Annotated in this window: 17 protein-coding genes; 5 read left to right on the forward strand and 12 right to left on the reverse strand. The window is 69.8% G+C overall.

The window, feature by feature from the left end; all coding sequences use genetic code 11:
* Positions 1–17: 17 nt before the first annotated feature.
* The gene (locus ACGFR9_RS27695; protein WP_393213376.1) at positions 18–605 is read right to left on the reverse strand and encodes a hypothetical protein; all 588 of its coding nucleotides are present in this window, start codon (positions 603–605) and stop codon (positions 18–20) included.
* 240 nt (positions 606–845) lie between these two features.
* Between ACGFR9_RS27695 and ACGFR9_RS27700 the strand changes: the two genes are divergently transcribed.
* From ACGFR9_RS27700 to ACGFR9_RS27720, 5 genes are all read left to right on the forward strand, one after another.
* Complete coding sequence (locus ACGFR9_RS27700) at positions 846–1,106, forward strand: hypothetical protein (protein ID WP_393213379.1); 261 nt, start codon at positions 846–848, stop codon at positions 1,104–1,106.
* Complete coding sequence (locus tag ACGFR9_RS27705; RefSeq protein ID WP_393213382.1) at positions 1,078–1,605, forward strand: DUF6879 family protein; 528 nt, start codon at positions 1,078–1,080, stop codon at positions 1,603–1,605. Before ACGFR9_RS27700 ends, ACGFR9_RS27705 begins: the two co-directional genes overlap by 29 nt.
* Positions 1,606–1,624: 19 nt before the next feature.
* Positions 1,625–2,479, forward strand: coding sequence for a helix-turn-helix domain-containing protein (locus ACGFR9_RS27710; protein ID WP_393213385.1), 855 nt, complete (start codon positions 1,625–1,627; stop codon positions 2,477–2,479).
* A 91-nt stretch (positions 2,480–2,570) separates the two neighbouring features.
* On the forward strand, positions 2,571–2,960 hold the full coding sequence (locus ACGFR9_RS27715) for a hypothetical protein (RefSeq protein WP_393213388.1): 390 nt from the start codon (positions 2,571–2,573) through the stop codon (positions 2,958–2,960).
* On the forward strand, positions 2,950–3,369 hold the full coding sequence (locus tag ACGFR9_RS27720; protein ID WP_393213390.1) for a hypothetical protein: 420 nt from the start codon (positions 2,950–2,952) through the stop codon (positions 3,367–3,369). The genes ACGFR9_RS27715 and ACGFR9_RS27720 overlap by 11 nt, the downstream gene beginning before the upstream one ends.
* Positions 3,370–3,435: 66 nt before the next feature.
* Here the strand turns inward: ACGFR9_RS27720 and ACGFR9_RS27725 are convergent, their stop codons facing one another.
* The 11 genes from ACGFR9_RS27725 to ACGFR9_RS27775 all read right to left on the reverse strand — a co-directional run bounded on the left by ACGFR9_RS27725 (position 3,436) and on the right by ACGFR9_RS27775 (position 14,585).
* The gene (locus ACGFR9_RS27725; protein ID WP_393213393.1) at positions 3,436–4,134 is read right to left on the reverse strand and encodes a collagen-like protein; all 699 of its coding nucleotides are present in this window, start codon (positions 4,132–4,134) and stop codon (positions 3,436–3,438) included.
* Positions 4,131–4,406 carry a hypothetical protein gene (locus ACGFR9_RS27730; RefSeq protein WP_393213396.1) on the reverse strand — a complete coding sequence of 92 codons (276 nt, stop codon included), beginning with the start codon at positions 4,404–4,406 and terminating at the stop codon, positions 4,131–4,133. The genes ACGFR9_RS27725 and ACGFR9_RS27730 overlap by 4 nt, the downstream gene beginning before the upstream one ends.
* Positions 4,407–4,416: 10 nt before the next feature.
* A complete protein-coding gene (locus tag ACGFR9_RS27735) occupies positions 4,417–4,635 on the reverse strand; it encodes a hypothetical protein (protein ID WP_393213398.1) in 219 nt (72 codons plus the stop codon).
* 11 nt (positions 4,636–4,646) lie between these two features.
* Complete coding sequence (locus ACGFR9_RS27740) at positions 4,647–5,756, reverse strand: peptidoglycan-binding protein (RefSeq protein ID WP_393213401.1); 1,110 nt, start codon at positions 5,754–5,756, stop codon at positions 4,647–4,649.
* A 66-nt stretch (positions 5,757–5,822) separates the two neighbouring features.
* Positions 5,823–7,631: a glycosyl hydrolase family 28-related protein gene (locus tag ACGFR9_RS27745; protein WP_393213404.1), complete on the reverse strand. Its 1,809-nt coding sequence runs from the start codon at positions 7,629–7,631 to the stop codon at positions 5,823–5,825.
* 1 nt (position 7,632) lies between these two features.
* Positions 7,633–8,574 carry a hypothetical protein gene (locus tag ACGFR9_RS27750; protein ID WP_393213407.1) on the reverse strand — a complete coding sequence of 314 codons (942 nt, stop codon included), beginning with the start codon at positions 8,572–8,574 and terminating at the stop codon, positions 7,633–7,635.
* A 2-nt stretch (positions 8,575–8,576) separates the two neighbouring features.
* Positions 8,577–9,755 (reverse strand): siphovirus ReqiPepy6 Gp37-like family protein, encoded by a 1,179-nt coding sequence (locus tag ACGFR9_RS27755; protein WP_393213410.1) that lies wholly within the window; start codon positions 9,753–9,755, stop codon positions 8,577–8,579.
* Positions 9,752–10,723 (reverse strand): phage tail protein, encoded by a 972-nt coding sequence (locus tag ACGFR9_RS27760; RefSeq protein WP_393213413.1) that lies wholly within the window; start codon positions 10,721–10,723, stop codon positions 9,752–9,754. Before ACGFR9_RS27760 ends, ACGFR9_RS27755 begins: the two co-directional genes overlap by 4 nt.
* Entirely contained in the window at positions 10,724–13,462 is a 2,739-nt protein-coding gene (locus ACGFR9_RS27765) for a hypothetical protein (protein ID WP_393213415.1), read from the reverse strand. It lies immediately after the preceding gene.
* 136 nt (positions 13,463–13,598) lie between these two features.
* Positions 13,599–14,045 (reverse strand): hypothetical protein, encoded by a 447-nt coding sequence (locus ACGFR9_RS27770; RefSeq protein ID WP_393213418.1) that lies wholly within the window; start codon positions 14,043–14,045, stop codon positions 13,599–13,601.
* Positions 14,046–14,057: 12 nt separating this feature from the next.
* Positions 14,058–14,585: a hypothetical protein gene (locus tag ACGFR9_RS27775; RefSeq protein ID WP_393213421.1), complete on the reverse strand. Its 528-nt coding sequence runs from the start codon at positions 14,583–14,585 to the stop codon at positions 14,058–14,060.
* Between the last annotated feature and the right edge of the window lie 3 nt (positions 14,586–14,588).

Here is a 14,588-nt window from a genome sequence, read left to right on the forward strand (position 1 = left end):
GATCAGCGCGCGGCGACTCACAGCACATCCTCGTCGGCGAGGGCGTGCTTGCCGGCCGCGATCAGGCGTGCCACTGCGAGCGGCGCGCACAGTGACCCCATGGAGGTCATCGGCACCGACCAGTAGGAGTCGAGCGACGCTGTCTCCAGACATGTCCTGTCCAGGCGGGGCACCCCGAGGTACGTGTCGCGGCCGAGGCAGTCGACCTCGTCGGTGCGCCACTCGTCTGCCGCCTGGTGCCACGTGGTCGGCATGCTCGCCGGGACCAGGGCGTAGTAGCGGCGGCCGGCCGGGTGGCAGATCACCGGCCCGTCCTCGAGGACCTGGGCCAGGAACGCATCGGCCTCGGCCGAGGGGCGGACCCCGCCGATCGGCGCGAGTGCGAGACGGAGAGGAATCCGCACCGCAGAGAACAGTGTCCCCAGGGCCAGCAGCGCCACGCCCGTCCTGCGCCAGTCCCGGCGGGCCTGCGCGGGGGACTCGATGTGGGCGGACGCGAGCCACTGCTCGGTCGCCAGCCGCCGGCTGGCGGTCGGATGCACCAGCACCCCGGGGCCGGCCTCGACAGGGCGCAGGGTGCGCGGTGGTGTGTTCTCGCCGGTCATCCTCGTGCCTCCGGTGCGCTGCTCTGCCCGGGATCGAGGTGCGGCGTGTACATGGGCAGAGAGGTCGAGTCGCCGCTGGTCACGAAGCTAGAAGTGAGATCTGCTGCACATCCAGCGATGTGCAGATTTCTGCATGCAAGTCACTCGCCTGCCTCCTTGGCCGCTTTCCGCTCTTGACGTGACAGCGCAGGCCAGAAACGGTGATGCAGAAATATGCACACACCGTTGAAGGAGGCGGCCATGCCACTACTGTTCATCGGGATCGATCCCAATACGGGAGATGACGAGTCCCCCACCGTATGGGTCGACCGAGAGAAGAAGGAGATCGTTTTCCAGGGGTGGAAGCCGAGTCCCGAACTGGAAGCGGAGTGCGCTGCGCTCACGATCCCCGGCCATGCACAGGGGATCCCCGAGCATGAAGCCGTTGTCCGCGTCCCGGCCAGGATGGTGCACATGATCAGGGAGGCCTGCGATGCCGTCGAGCGCGCCACCGTTCGCTGACCTGATCTCCTCCTGCACGCAGTCCGCCGTGCACCTGGAAATGCGCGACGTCTACTCCGTCGAGAACGAGCGCACCCGCTTCGACGAATGGCGCAGCGGTGTCCGGCTCGATCCCGACGACGAGGCGACCTGGTGGCGTCCGTGGGTGGACCTCATCCGGAAATCCGTTGCCCGCGGCATCGTCGTCCGCCGGGCCCGCATCATCTCTGAGCCGGTCACCGAGTACATCCGCTTCGAGCACTCCGGCACCTTCACCAACGTCGCCGCCGGCGAAAGCGTCCGCTGGCTGCCACGCCGCCGCGCCAGCGACATCGCCCTGCCCGGGAATGACTTCTGGCTGTTCGACGGCCGGCTGATCCGCTGGAACCACTTCACCGGTGACGGCGCCTCAGCCGGTCAGGAGCTGTCCGACAACCCCACTGCGGCCGCGCTCTGCGAGTCCGCCTTCGAGGCGGTGTGGGAGCGAGCCACCCCACACGACCAGTACGAGATCCACTAGCACCCGTAAGGCCAACCCCATGCCCGTGTCCCCGTCCTCCTCCGCCCAGGCCGCGCGCGAGGCCGTCGCCAGACGCCTGCGCGACCTCCGTAAAGAGGCGGGGCTCACGGTCGTCGCGCTCGGCAACGCCTGCGGGTGGCACAACTCCAAGACATCCCGGATCGAGAATGCGCTCACCGGCCCCAGCGCCGTAGACATTCGGCTGTGGTGCGCGGCCACCGGCGCCACAGATCAGGCGCAGGACCTGATTGTGCAGTCCGTCAACGCCGAGTCCATGTACAAGGAGTGGCGGCACCAGGTCCGGCGGGGACTGACCGAGCTGCAGGCAGGCACCGCCCAGCTGATCCGCACCACCGCCCGGTTCCGCGTGTACTCGTCCACCCTCGTACCCGGCCTCCTACAGACCGAGGGCTACGCCGCCGGCGTCCTCGGCGCGGCCGCGAGGTTCCGAGACCTGGCCGTCGATGACAGCGCCGAGGCAGCACGCGCCCGCATCGACCGCTCGGGCGTCATCCGCGAGGCCGGCCGCGAGGTCCTCCTGGTGATCGAGGAGTCCGTGCTGTACTGCCAGATCGCCGACACGGACAACATGGCTGCTCAGCTTGGTTACCTCCTCACCGCCGGCGCACAGCCCACGGTGTCCCTCGGCATCATCCCCGCGGCCACCGAGCTGCGCGCCCACTGGCCGCGAGAGACCTTCCACGTCTACGACGACCAGCTGGTGTCCGTCGAGCTCGTGTCCGCCCGTATCCGCATCACCCAGCCATCGGAAGTGTCCCTGTACCTGAAGGCCTTCGAGGAGCTACGCGGCATGGCCGTGTACGGGGCCCAGGCACGCGAGCTCATCCTTCGGGCTATCGAGTCCCTGAACTAAATCGGGCAGGTAAAGTCACTATCTAATTAGCCAAAAAGGGGGAGGGGCGTTGGCTAACAACCGCAATCGGAGGCGGCGCAACCTGTCGGACATGTCCGACAGGCCGGAAGATCAGGCATACGAACCGCCGCCGGTTCCTCCGGCCGAGGAAGCTACCTGGGACATTTTGATCGCCCCCGGTGAGGAGCTCAGGGTGCGGTCACGCACCCTCCGCGGCCGGATGGTGGATTTTGCAATCATGCAGATGACTGAGCTTGGTTGGGGCCCCTGGGTAGAAATCGCCAGGATCGACTGCTGCCACGGCACCGTTCACCGTCATCTCTTCACCCGTGAAGGCGGGGTTCTAAAAGATCACCAGCCGATCTGCGAACTCTCGCCTGATACGGGCCCGCAGGTAATCGAAGATGCCTTCGATGTTGCCATGGACGAATTTTTGGCAGAGTGGGAAGAGAACCTACGGAGGTGGAACAGTGGCAAGTGATGCGCAGCACCGCCGGGAGGGCAGCTTCCATCTGGCCCGCGAGCTGGCCCACCCAGCGACGCGTGCCCGGTACGAGCGGAACGGGTTCCAGCTGAACGGATCCCGCATCATGCTGGCCCTCGAGAGTGATCTCATGCGTGACGTCTACGCGCGGCTGGATGGGCCGGGCACGATCGCCGTGTACTGGCCGGAGACCAAGCGGCTGGAGCTTGCCACGCTTCTCGGACCACCGACAGGTGTGAGAGAGCAGGCGGATCTTTCTCCGGACGGGACGCATGTTGAGGTCCACGCGAAGACGACGATCGGAATGTACTTCGACATCGTGACGGCCACGGGAGCCTCCTGGTCGGTGTTCACTTCCTCGTGGAACACGCCGGTACGGTTCAGCCCTCGAGCGCTGTCGGTCTAGCACATCTGGTCGCACTGAATCGCCCCCTGCCCAGCCCGTCGTGGGCTGCGCAGGGGGCGCGTTGGTTTAGGGGTACTGCCGTCGGTTCGGGTCGAGCGCGGCCGCCAGTGGGTTGGGTGGGGTGCCACTGTCCGGGCTGGGCTCTACCGGCGCATCGCACCGGTACCGAGGCGCATCGGGGTCGAACCCGTCGACCGGCGTGCAGGTGTAGGTGACGCCGCCGTACTCGAAGGACCAGCCGGCCGGCGGCCGCCCGTCGGCACCGGTCTGTCCATCGCGTCCGTCCCGTCCTGGCGGACCGGACGGCCCGGGCACAGTCGAGTCGGCACCAGGTGCACCCGGAGATCCCGCGGGCCCGGGCACGGTGGAGTCGTCGCCGTCTTCCCCCGCAGGCCCCGGCGGTCCGGGTGCCGGCGTGATCGTGGGCGCCGGTTCACCGGGCTCGCCTTGCGGTCCTCGAGGTCCCGGGATCGGCACGGGTACGCGGGTGCGGTCGTCGAGACCGTCCACGGCCTGGCTGGGGTCGGGCACGCGCGGTGTGGCACCGGCCTCGCGGACCTGCGCGCGCAGGATGCGGACGTCTCCGGCGAGGGTGGTGACGGCGTCGCCGCGGCGGTCAGCCTCGGCGGCGAGCGTGTCTGCCCGCTGGGTCTCGGCGTCGATGCGCGCCCAGATGAGGACAACCGCACCGGACAGGGCGACCAGCCAGCACGTCAGCGCCAAGGGCCGCCAGCGGCTGGCAAGAGCCCGCTCAGGTCGGGTCACGGTTGTCCTCCGAGGTGGATGATCAGGGCTCGTAGTCGGGCGATCTCGGCCTGGTCGGCGGCGCGCAGGGCGGACTGCTCGGCCTGCTCGGCGAGCAGCTCCCGCACCCTCCGGTCCAACCGGTCGCGTTCTTCCTGCAGGTTGTCGGTGAGCGATGAGTAGCCGGTCAACGCGTTCTCACCGCGCTTGCCCAGGTACGACACCAGCCCGCCAACGACGGCGCCAACGCCCAGCAGGAGGCTGCCGAGGGTGGTCAGGGTGGTGGCGTCCATAGGGGTCTCCCTACTCGCCGGCGGTACGTCGCAGCGCCTGTTCGAGGCCGCTGTCCTTGGGCTCGCGGTTCGGTACCCAGTAGGTGATGCCGAGCGCACCGAGGACGACGAGCGCCGCGGTGATGCCCTCACCGGCGGTGATCCGGTCGTCGTTGAGCGCCGTGGCGAGGGAGCCGGCACCGGCTGAGACGGCGCCGGCGATGGCCTTCCAGTAGCGGGGCAGATGCATGATCAGTCCTTTCAGGTGAGGAGGAGCTTCCAGGTGAGGGGGCCGGGGTAGCCGTCCGCGTCGCCGGCCAGGGCCGGCGTCGCGCGCTGGAAGTCGGCCACGTTCTTGCGGGTGTGCTCGGTGAACCGGGGCCCTGGCTGGTAGCCGTCGCCGTCGTGGTGCCGGGTGTAGCTCTTGCGGATCAGCCCGCCGTCCAGGGTCGTCACGGCGGGGTTGGTCTTGCCGAGGACGAACGCGCTGCGGCCGGGGAACGGCGGCGCCGCCTTGTCCTTGGCCGGTGTCTTGCCGGGGACCTTGCCGAGCAGCTGCTGCAGACTCACCTCACCCGGGACGCCGTCGGCGTCCTGGTGCGGGGCCGTCCCCTCGTACCCCATCGCCAGCTGAAACGCCTGGTAGTTGCGGGTGTCGGCGTCACTCCACTCGGGCCCGGGCCCCACCTTGTAGTGCTTGCCGAACCCTGCGTCGACGAGCGCCTCGCCCACCGCGGTGATGTGCGCGCCCGTGGCGCCGTACCCGTAGCGCAGGCCGTTGATCGTGACCTGGTAGCGGGCGATCCCGCCGGCGCCTACCTCGCCGCCGGCGCCGCCCTGCGGCTCGGATCCGTCCGGCCGAGGCACGCCCGCCTTGACCCACTCGTACAGCCGGTCGCCCGGGCACGCCGTGGCGTACCCGTCGCGGTGGCCGCCGATCCGGCTGCCCGCGCCGCCGGCGTTGCGCAGCCAGCCGATGGCGTCAAGGATCCCGTCGAGCATGGCGTCCGTGGGGACGATCAGGCCGGACGCGCCGAGCATCGCGCACACCGCGTAGTCACGGGAGTTGAGCGAGGAGTTGCCGTTCGCTCCGGTCTTGCGGTGCGGGCCGCGCCCCTCAAACACAGCCCCGTGCGGGCAGACGACCGCGTTGTACGCGATGTCGCTGTAGTCCTCCTGCCGGTTGGCGAGGTGGCTCGCCTGCAGGTCCCGCATCCGGCCGGCACACGTACTGTGCGCGTCGGTGGCCGCCAGACTCTTGGGCACGTACGTGCCCTCGTAGTGGACTTTCGTCCCGCCGGTCGACGCGATGTAGGCGAGCTCGTATCGAGACGGACGCGCACCCCAGCTGGCGCGGGTCACGAGTTTCATGAGGCCTCCCAGGGCACACGAAAGCCCCGGGCCACAGCGGCACGGGGCGGCGATCAGACGGGACAGTTACGCAGGTTCGAAGAGGAGCCAGACCACGGTCGAGGTCTCGGCCGCGCTGTCGGAATCGATGGTGAATCCGACGCCGGCGTCGACGTCGGCGGACAGGTTCCCGAGCGTGCCGCCCGCCGCCTGCCGAAACGCGAGCACGCGGGTTGTAGCCGTCACCGACGTGTTGGCCACGGTCACCGTCCCCGCCGCCAGCGTGGCCACGCCCATGCGCGCGTTGACGCCCTCCTTGATGGAGATACCGCCGCCCGCCGACCCGAGGTTCAACGCCTTGGACTGGTTGGCCCAGATGTTCCACTGGCCGTTCGACTGCCCCGAGTTCACCGCGGCGTACCCGCCGACGTTGAGGTTCCCGGCAACGTCGGTGGGCGGCGCGAACGCATCGACCGGGGCGGCGGTAGTGCCGGTGCGCTCGGCGATGTTCAGGCCCCGGCGGAGGACGGTGTTGTCGCCGGCGTCGGACCATCCCGCATCGGCGGCGTGCAGGAACCCGGACGCCACGGATACGTAGGCGCAGCCGGTGAACCTCGCTCCGTACTGCGGCGAGTTCGTCTGGGTGCCGTCGTCGTCGACGCCGGGGTAGCAGGTGACCAGGCCGACGAGGACGGGCACGGTGGCGTCCGCGACGGCGAGGCCGGCGTACCCGCCGCCGCCGTCGCCGTCGTTGCGGCCGTCGCGCCGGGTGTGGAGATTCTCGATCTGGATCGGCGGGTTCCCGGTCGCGTCGACCAGGACTCCGTTCTGCCCGTTGCGGTCGGTGCCGCAGTCGCCGATCAGCATGCCGCCGGAGCCGGTGCCGGTAGCCCAGTCCCCCGTGATGTGGATCCCGTTGCCGACGTTCCACTCGGCCCGGCACACGGCCATCTGGCTGTTCGCCGCGTTGACGATCTCGAAGCCGTTGGCGCCGTTGCCGATGGCCTGGCAGTCGACCATGGTGATGTCGGTCATCACCTCGACGGCGAACCCGTGCCAACCGCAGTTGTCGGTCATCACCCGGTGGAGCCGCCAGGAGTACGGGAAGAACCCGCTCGCCTCCTCGGTGTGGATGCCGGCACCGGTGACCCGGCGGATCGTCAGGTCGCGCAGCCCGACGTTCTGGATGTTGCCCGCTGCCCGGAGGCCGTCGATGCCCTCGTCGACGAGGTCCTGCCCGTCGATCATCAGGTTCAGGATCCGGTGCTCAGCCGAGATCGTGGAGTAGCCGCCCGTCGCGGCGTCGACCAGGCTGATGACCGCCGTCCCCGCGAACGCCGCGAGCGGCCGGATGTAGCAGGGCGGGTCGGTGAGACCCGGCACCGTCATCAGGTTGGTGTGGGTGCCCTGCAGGGTGACCGCCGGGGGAATCGTCAGCGGTGCGCTGGTCCGGTAGGCACCGGCGGGCAGGTAGACGATGCCGCCCATCGGGCACGCGGCGAGCGCGGCCTGGATCGCTGCGGTGTCGTCGGTGACATTGTCGCCCTGGGCGCCGAAGTCGCGGACGTTGAGCCAGTCGCGCACGGACCCGGCGTCGCCGCCGCCCTCACCGCCGGCGGGTTCATGGGCGTCCATCCACGCGCGGGTGCCGCCGCCCGCCTCGGCCCACATGCCGACGACGCTGTCCGGCCCCCACAGCGTGGGGATGAGCCCCTGCTCGTCGGTGGTCACCTCGGTGATGGGGGTGCTGCCGGCGTCGAGGAGATCGGTGTACTGGGTGCCCTCGGTCGGGGCGGACCAGAACGTCACGGCCACGCCGGCGCCGACGCCCCACTGCCCGTCCGTGGGCTGCACCACGTAGTCGGCGACACCCCGCCCGAACTGCATTCGCGCCATGTCACACCATCCAGCTGATGCCGCTGTGCGGCAGAACGAAGTCGTTGGTCGTGAGGCCCGGGTGGTGGATCAGCCACAGCTCACCGCGCCGCGCCGTCTCCGACGAGCTCTTGCTGTAGATCTGCATGCGGCACAGCCCGGCACCGGTGATGTATCCGAGGATGTACTGGTCGCGTGTGGCATGGACGTACTTGCTGGGGATGACAGCCGGCAGTTTCGAGTCGGACGACGCGGACAGCGTGCCCGCCGTGCGTTTGAAGCTGCCCGGCCGGAAGGAGACGATCCCGTTGCGTGCCTCCAGCACGCTGGCGACGGTGATCTGCCACGCGGATACCGGGAAGTCGCACAGGATGTCGCCGGCGTCCTCGTTCACGATGCGCCAGCTGCTGCCGTTCCACTGCCGCGTGATCCCCGTGTCCGTCTCGTACACCTCCTCGCCTACGACGGGGTGCAGGTTGCGGGTGGATGACGTGGCCGGCCGCAGCCGGGTACCCACGTACAGCTCCCGGCGAGTGACGGTGACGGACCCGGCGCCGGTGAGCAGCGACACGTCGGCCAGCAGTACCTCGTACGTGGTGGACCCGGCGCCCGTGGTCAGGGCTGGCGGCCCGTCCCCGGGCGTGCCTTCTTTGACGACGGCACGGACTTGCCATGTCGAGCGGTCGAGGCGCAGGACGACCCGGTCGACGCGCGTCTGCCCCGAGGTGTTGGGGGCGATATCGAGGGTGTCGCCGGTGCTGCCGGACGTCCAGCCGTGCCCGCGCACCGACGCCAGTACGTCGGCGCGTACGGCCACGGTCAGGCCGATACCGGCGGTCACGACCTGGGTATCGAGTGGGGTGCCGTACACCCCGTCGTCGGAGAACCGGGCTGCCAGCTGCTCGTACTGGACGTCGGTGATCTCCCGGTCATCTGCCGGGTCCGGCCATGAGTCCTGAGCCACGGCTACCCCCTTCCTTCTATCTGGCCCAGCCGATAGGCCAGGTCCCGTATGGTCCACACGGTCCGCGTCAGCGTGGTGGCATCGCTGTTGCCGACCACGGTGGTCACCAGTTCTCCCTCGTCCGGGGTGGCCTCCAGCCGGATCGTCTGTACGACGTCGGCGATCTCCAGACCGGTGGGCAGGACGACGGCGACCTGGTCGCCGAGCGTGTAGTCCCGGCCGGCCCTGAGGTCCTCGGTGTCCACGGTCTCTGTGGCGAGGGAGGCCTGCGGGTTGTCGTTGCCGAAGGCGAGGACACCGGCCTGCGTCAGCTCGCCCTTGCTGTCGTCCTTGCCGGACTGCTCGATCAGCTTCTCGACGCGGTACCAGTCGGGTTCGGTCCCCGAGGTGACCTCGACGTAGACCCGCTCGTTCGCGGGCTCACCTTCACCGGCGGGGTCCTTGGGGTCGTTGCCTCCCATGACGAGCTCGGACGTAGCGGTCGGCGCGCCGAGGGTGAACTTGACCGACCGGAGATTCCCGAGCCCTGCCGAGAACCGGGCGGTGCCGGTGCGGTCCGCCGGGGCGTACACGCCGAACTTGATCTGGCTGCCGTCCTGGCGGGTGCGGAACCCCAGCCCGTCGACGGCGGCCGCCGTACGGCAGGCGTCGAGCAGCGGGTCGAACCTGGTGCTGATCGAGCGTGTGCTGCCGACGCCGGCGACGTCGTCGAGGACCAGCTGCGGGATGCGCCGCGCGGTGATGGCGCCCGGCCCGCAGTTCACGTTCACCAGCGTCCGGATGATCGTCTCGGCGTTGGTGTCGGTGAGCTGATACATCACGTCGCTGGTCGTGGTCTGCGACTCGAAGTCCGCGGCCGGGGTCGGGTAGGTGAGGTATCCGGCGATCCGGCCGAGGTCGTCGGTGAAGTTGACGGTGACCGTGCCCGGCTCGGCGTTGGCGCCGAGGTCCCAGGCGTATTGCTGCGGGACCTCCATCGGCCCGGCGCACCAGATGGCCGCATCTCTGATCAGCACCAGGCGGCGGCCGGACTGCAGGAGCGCCATGTTGTCCGTCGTCGCCGGCAGCGTCACCGACCCGGCCGCCGGCCGGTTGTGGTTCCGGTCGCATGACACCTTGGTCCATCCGGCCAGGACGCCGAGGGTGCTGAGGCTTTGGTCGGTGACCAGCAGTTGGATCATGCGGTCTCGTATCTCGGGTGGTATGTGAGGTCGACGGCGCTGCCGTCCGATGCCCCGTCCAGCTGGAACGTCACCGGGGTCAGGCCCGGCGGGATGCTCCACAGGACGGCCTCGGGCCAGTTCAGTCCGTCGAGGAGGTTCTCGCCGGTGCCGGACACGACGCGCAGCGGATCGGTGGAGATCGTCACCGTCTCGCCGGCGAGGAGCGCCCCGTGGACGGTGTCCGCCATGGTGAGGACGAACTCGTCGTCGGTGTCGTCGCGGGTGAACGTGATCGCCGTGGCCGGGCCGGTCACGGTCCACTGGGGCCAGACGTCGACGTCGCCGGGGTTGTCGACGGTGGTGGCGCCGAGGACCTGCGACGAGGACACGGTCGGGTACGGCGCCAGGAAATCCCCGGGCGTCCCGGTCTCGCGGTGCACGGTCCGCGGCTGCAGGTCCTCCCAGTACGGGTCCTCACACCACAGGGTGAGGACCGCCGAGTCCCAGGTGATCCCGGTCGCCGTGTCCCCCTGCCCGTCGAACCCCTGGCTGTAGTAGACGGCGATCCGCCGGCCGGTACCATCCGGGCGCAGCACCTCGAGCGTGCCCGGCGTACGCCGGCCGTCGGCCCCAAGCCGCAACGTCCGCGTGAACGCCTTCGCCAAGCTCCGCCAGTTCGCCGTGAACGCCAAGTGATCCGCGCCCTTGATCAACAGCGGCCAGACGATCGTGCGCGGCTGCGGCTGGACATGCCGCAGCCGCGCACCGCCGCGCGGGTGCGGATCCGACGTCAGCACGTACGGCGCCGCGCCCAGTCCTGACACGCCCTTGGCGAGGGTGTACCAGTCGGCGGCCAGGTTGGTCATCGGCCACCGGGTCCCGGTCGGGTCGATGTAGGTGATGGTCGCGTAGCCGATCTCGGGGATGTCGACCGGTGGTGTGGTCGGCTCCTCCGGTGTGACGACCGGTGCTGTGATCAGGGGCATCTAGCCTGGCCTCCCCACACGCATGCGCGCCTCCTCCTGTCGGGTGATCAGTTCCAGGTCACTGGCGCTGATCACCGACTTGCGCGGGTAGACGTTGTACGTCACCGACCGGCCGTCGCCCGTCCCGGCCGGGGCCGCCACGGGGGCAGCGGCCATGCCGGGCCGGATGGTCTGCCCGATCGGCAGCCGGCCGTCGCTGACGTCGCCGATCATCTGTCGGGTGACGGTCGAGTCGAACACGCGCGCGGCCTCCCCGAACACGACGAGCTCAGGGCCCTGCTCACCGACGATCGCGAGCTCGCCCGCATCGGGGAATCCACCGCTCGCGTAGTGCCCGGGCCGCAACCTGTCCTTGTTGCGAACCTCGCCGGTGGCGCCCTGTACGAGGTAGTGCGTCACCACGTAGGTGGTGGACGTTTTCCCGTCGATCCCGTCCAGCTGCCGGCGCGCCGCGGCGATCTGCCGCTCAAGTTGGTCGATGTTCGCCCGCACCTGGGCTTTGCGGGAGTCCGGCACGCGTTTGAGCTGGGCTTTCGCGTCGTCGAGTTTCTGCTGCAGGTCCTCCATGTCCCCGCGCAGCTTCGCCGTCTTGTCGGGGGTCTTGAGGATCTGGTCGGCGAGGGCTTTGGCCTCGCCACGGGTGAGCCCCATCTGCACCGCGGACTCGACGAGCTTCTGCCGGCCGCGGTCGTAGATCCCGTTGACCGTCTCCCACGACGCCCCCGACTCCCGCGCGCTGGCTGCCGCTTCATCGGTCTTCGCGGCCAGGTCCTGCAGCGACGTCGCCGCCGCCCGCTGCTTCTCGGTGTTGAGGACCAGCTGCCCGTTCTGCACGTCGAGGACGCCGGCGTTCTCCCGCGCCGCCTTCGTCGCCGCGTCGATCGCCGCCTCGAACCCGATCATCCCGCCGAGGCCCTGCCGCTGTACGTCGTTGAGCGCTTGCAGGCTCTGGCGCAGTCCGTCGGCGCTGGCCCGCTGGGTGTCCAGCTTCTCCTGGACGGCCTGCGCCTGTTCACCGAACAGGCCCATGGACTGGGCGGCGAGCTCCTGCTCGAGGGCTTGCCCGGCGAGCGCGGCCTTGTAGGCGTCGAGCTGCCCGGTTATCTCCTCGCTGGTGAACCCCTGCTCGATCAGGCTGGCTTTGATCTTGTCGAGGGCCGCCGCCGCCAGGTCCGCCTGACCGCTCGACACGAGACCGGCCAGCGCCTGGTCGAGCGCGTCGATGTCCTCCTTGGCGGTCTTCACCGGCGTGGAGTCCATGCCGATCAGGCTGGTCAGGGACTGCTGTACCTGGTCCCATCCCTCCGGATCGGTGGCCAGCTGCAGAGACTCGCCCAGCCCCGCCAGGTCCTTGCCGTAGGCGCGGGCGGCCTCCCCGGAAACCTTGCCCGACTGCGCCAGCTCGCCCAGGGACGTCGACAGTTTTTCGACATCGACTTTCGGTTCCTGGCTCGCCGTCGACAGCTGATCGAGGGTGATGAGCAGCAGCCCCAGACCGGTCCCGACCAGCGCCAGTTTCGCCGCCTTGGACAGGGTGCCGATCGCCGCCGTCGTGCCGGCGAGCGCCCCGGGCGCACCGGACGCCGCCGCGCGCATGGCGCCGATCTGCACGCCGAGGGCAGCGAGGCCGGCCTGAGCGGCGCTCGCCCCAGCCGACGCGAGTTTCACCGCCTTGATGGCGATGGCCAACTGCAGCAGGATCGCGATCGCCTCGGGGGGCACCGCGGACACGACGCCGGTCAGGGCGTTGATGACCTCGAGCATTCCGACGCCCACACCAGAGCCGGCTTCGAGGACGTTGAGGAGTGCGTCGGCGACGTTCTCCAGTGTGTCCCCGACGAGCGGGCCCGCCTCCTGCGCGTAGTCCCACCACTGCCGCAGCTCGCCGTTGTCGTAGTCGCCGTTCTGCAGCTTGGCGAGGAAGATCGTAAGGTTGTCGATGCCGTGATCGAGGGTGCCGGTCGCGAACGCTTCGAACCGTCCGGTGAGGGCGTCGAACCCGGGCGTGCTGATCGCGCCGCCGACGAGGGTAACGAGCCGGTCGAACTGGTCCGACGTACCGCGCACCAACCCCGAGGTCTTGGGCAGCAGCGCGTTCGCGATGCCGACGCTCTTGATGAACGGCCCCATCACGTCGTCGCTGAGGCTGTCGGACCAGTCCTGATAGTTGTCCTTGAGGATGCCGACGGCGACGGCCGCTTCCCGCGTCGCCGGCGGGAGCTTCTCCAACTGCTGCTGGTAGGCGAGCTGCGCCTTGATGGCCTCCTCGCTGGCGGCCCCCGAGGTCCGGACCGCTTCTTCCCACTTGTCCTGCGCGTCGACGGCCTCACCGATCGCGGAGATCTGCGGGCCGAGGGCGAGCGCGTAGACGCCGGCCGCCACACCCACCGCGCCGAGCTGCCCGGCGAGGACGGCCGCCGAGGAGGCGAGCCCCGCAGCCGCCGGGATGGCCGCCGGCAGCAGCGAGATCAGGTTCGCTTTGACGGACTCGCCGAGCTTGTCGGCCGCATCCGACAGATCGTTCATGCTGCGCCGGACGGTCTGCGAGTGGTCGTCGACCAGGCGCTGCGCCTCGGCGAGCGTCAAGAATCGGCCGTTGAGGTCCCTCAGTCGGCCGTCGGCGTCCCCCGTGATGCCGGCCAGTCGCAGCCGCAGACGGTCCGCCGAATCGGCGGTGCCGTTCATCACCCGGGTCAGCTCGTCACGGCCGGCCAAGGTGAAGGTGAGACGCTCCGCCACGGGTCACCTCCTCACCGTCGTGCGACGTAGTGCTGGACCCAGGCCACCGCTGACTCGAGCTCCTCGGCGGACAGCTGGCCGATCTCCCACGGCCGGATGTGCAGGTAGTGCGCGAGCAGCCACCGGTACTCGGAGATCAGTCCTCGGAGTCCTTCCGGCGGCGCGCCAAGTGGCCTTTTCCCAGGGCGTCGAGCGCGGCGTCGACGTCGTCGGGGTCGTGCGCGAGTTTGCGCAGGTGCGGGGTCAGTACGTCGATCGTCGAGTCCGCGGATTTGGCGAGTGCTTCGCGCATCACGTTGGTGAGGGCCTCGTCGATCTCGGCCCGGGACAGGCGGGCCCGGAGCCTGCGCCGCCAGTTGGGGACGTCGAACGCGGCGAACTCGATGGCGGGTTGCTCGCGTCGGCGGAACGCCCACAGGACGGCGCGCAGGGCGGTGGGGTCCTGGGCCTGCAGCCGCATCTCGATGCCCCGCCAGGGGACGTCCTTGAGGACGTCTTCGATGGCGGCCGCCTCGAGCGCTGACAGGTCGTCGGTGTCGAGCCGCTCGTCGGTGCCGTCGTCCTGCCGGTAGGTGATGATCACTGGCTGTTCTCCTTATTCGAGGGACCGGCGTACGTCGGCCAGGACCCGTTCGACCTCGGCGCGCATGCGCGGGGTGCCGGCCTGCACCCGGCGGGTCCAGAACCCGGCCGGGCCGCGCTGGTTCGCCCACCGCTTGCGGTTGCCGAACACGGGGTGCCGCAACCTGCCGGTCTGGTTGATCTGGTGCAGGACGTTCCGCGCTTTGGGTTCGATGCGGCTGCGGTCAACCCACACGCGCGCGCCGGGGCTGGCGCCCTGGCGGACGCTGATCCGGACACCGCCGGCAAGCATGCCGCGGAAGGGGCGGGTTGTCAGCGACGGGCCGCCCCGGCCCATCTGCCCGCGCCTGTTGCGCTTGCGTCCCTCGGACTGCAGGCGCATCGTCCGTACGTCGCTCTGCAAGTCGCTGTGCAGGGGCTCGGCGGCCCGCCGCAGCCTGCGCGCCATGTTCTGCCGGAGGCGGGGGCCGCCCGCCGCCCGCAGGCGGCGGGACAGCGTGACCAGCTGGCCAGTGCCCAGGATCTGCACACTGGTGGCCATGGC

It is taken from the genome of Streptomyces sp. NPDC048584, from assembly GCF_043199595.1.
GTDB lineage: Bacteria > Actinomycetota > Actinomycetes > Streptomycetales > Streptomycetaceae > Streptomyces > Streptomyces edwardsiae.

Excerpts from the sequence above, each read along its gene's own strand:
- ACGFR9_RS27695 (WP_393213376.1), bottom strand. The coding sequence starts at position 605 with ATGACCGGCGAGAACACACCACCGCGCACCCTGCGCCCTGTCGAGGCC.
- ACGFR9_RS27700 (WP_393213379.1), top strand. The coding sequence starts at position 846 with ATGCCACTACTGTTCATCGGGATCGATCCCAATACGGGAGATGACGAG.
- ACGFR9_RS27705 (WP_393213382.1), top strand. The coding sequence starts at position 1,078 with ATGCCGTCGAGCGCGCCACCGTTCGCTGACCTGATCTCCTCCTGCACG.
- ACGFR9_RS27710 (WP_393213385.1), top strand. The coding sequence starts at position 1,625 with ATGCCCGTGTCCCCGTCCTCCTCCGCCCAGGCCGCGCGCGAGGCCGTC.
- ACGFR9_RS27715 (WP_393213388.1), top strand. The coding sequence starts at position 2,571 with ATGTCCGACAGGCCGGAAGATCAGGCATACGAACCGCCGCCGGTTCCT.
- ACGFR9_RS27730 (WP_393213396.1), bottom strand. The coding sequence starts at position 4,406 with ATGGACGCCACCACCCTGACCACCCTCGGCAGCCTCCTGCTGGGCGTT.
- ACGFR9_RS27735 (WP_393213398.1), bottom strand. The coding sequence starts at position 4,635 with ATGCATCTGCCCCGCTACTGGAAGGCCATCGCCGGCGCCGTCTCAGCC.
- ACGFR9_RS27740 (WP_393213401.1), bottom strand. The coding sequence starts at position 5,756 with ATGAAACTCGTGACCCGCGCCAGCTGGGGTGCGCGTCCGTCTCGATAC.
- ACGFR9_RS27745 (WP_393213404.1), bottom strand. The coding sequence starts at position 7,631 with ATGGCGCGAATGCAGTTCGGGCGGGGTGTCGCCGACTACGTGGTGCAG.
- ACGFR9_RS27755 (WP_393213410.1), bottom strand. The coding sequence starts at position 9,755 with ATGATCCAACTGCTGGTCACCGACCAAAGCCTCAGCACCCTCGGCGTC.
- ACGFR9_RS27760 (WP_393213413.1), bottom strand. The coding sequence starts at position 10,723 with ATGCCCCTGATCACAGCACCGGTCGTCACACCGGAGGAGCCGACCACA.
- ACGFR9_RS27775 (WP_393213421.1), bottom strand. The coding sequence starts at position 14,585 with ATGGCCACCAGTGTGCAGATCCTGGGCACTGGCCAGCTGGTCACGCTG.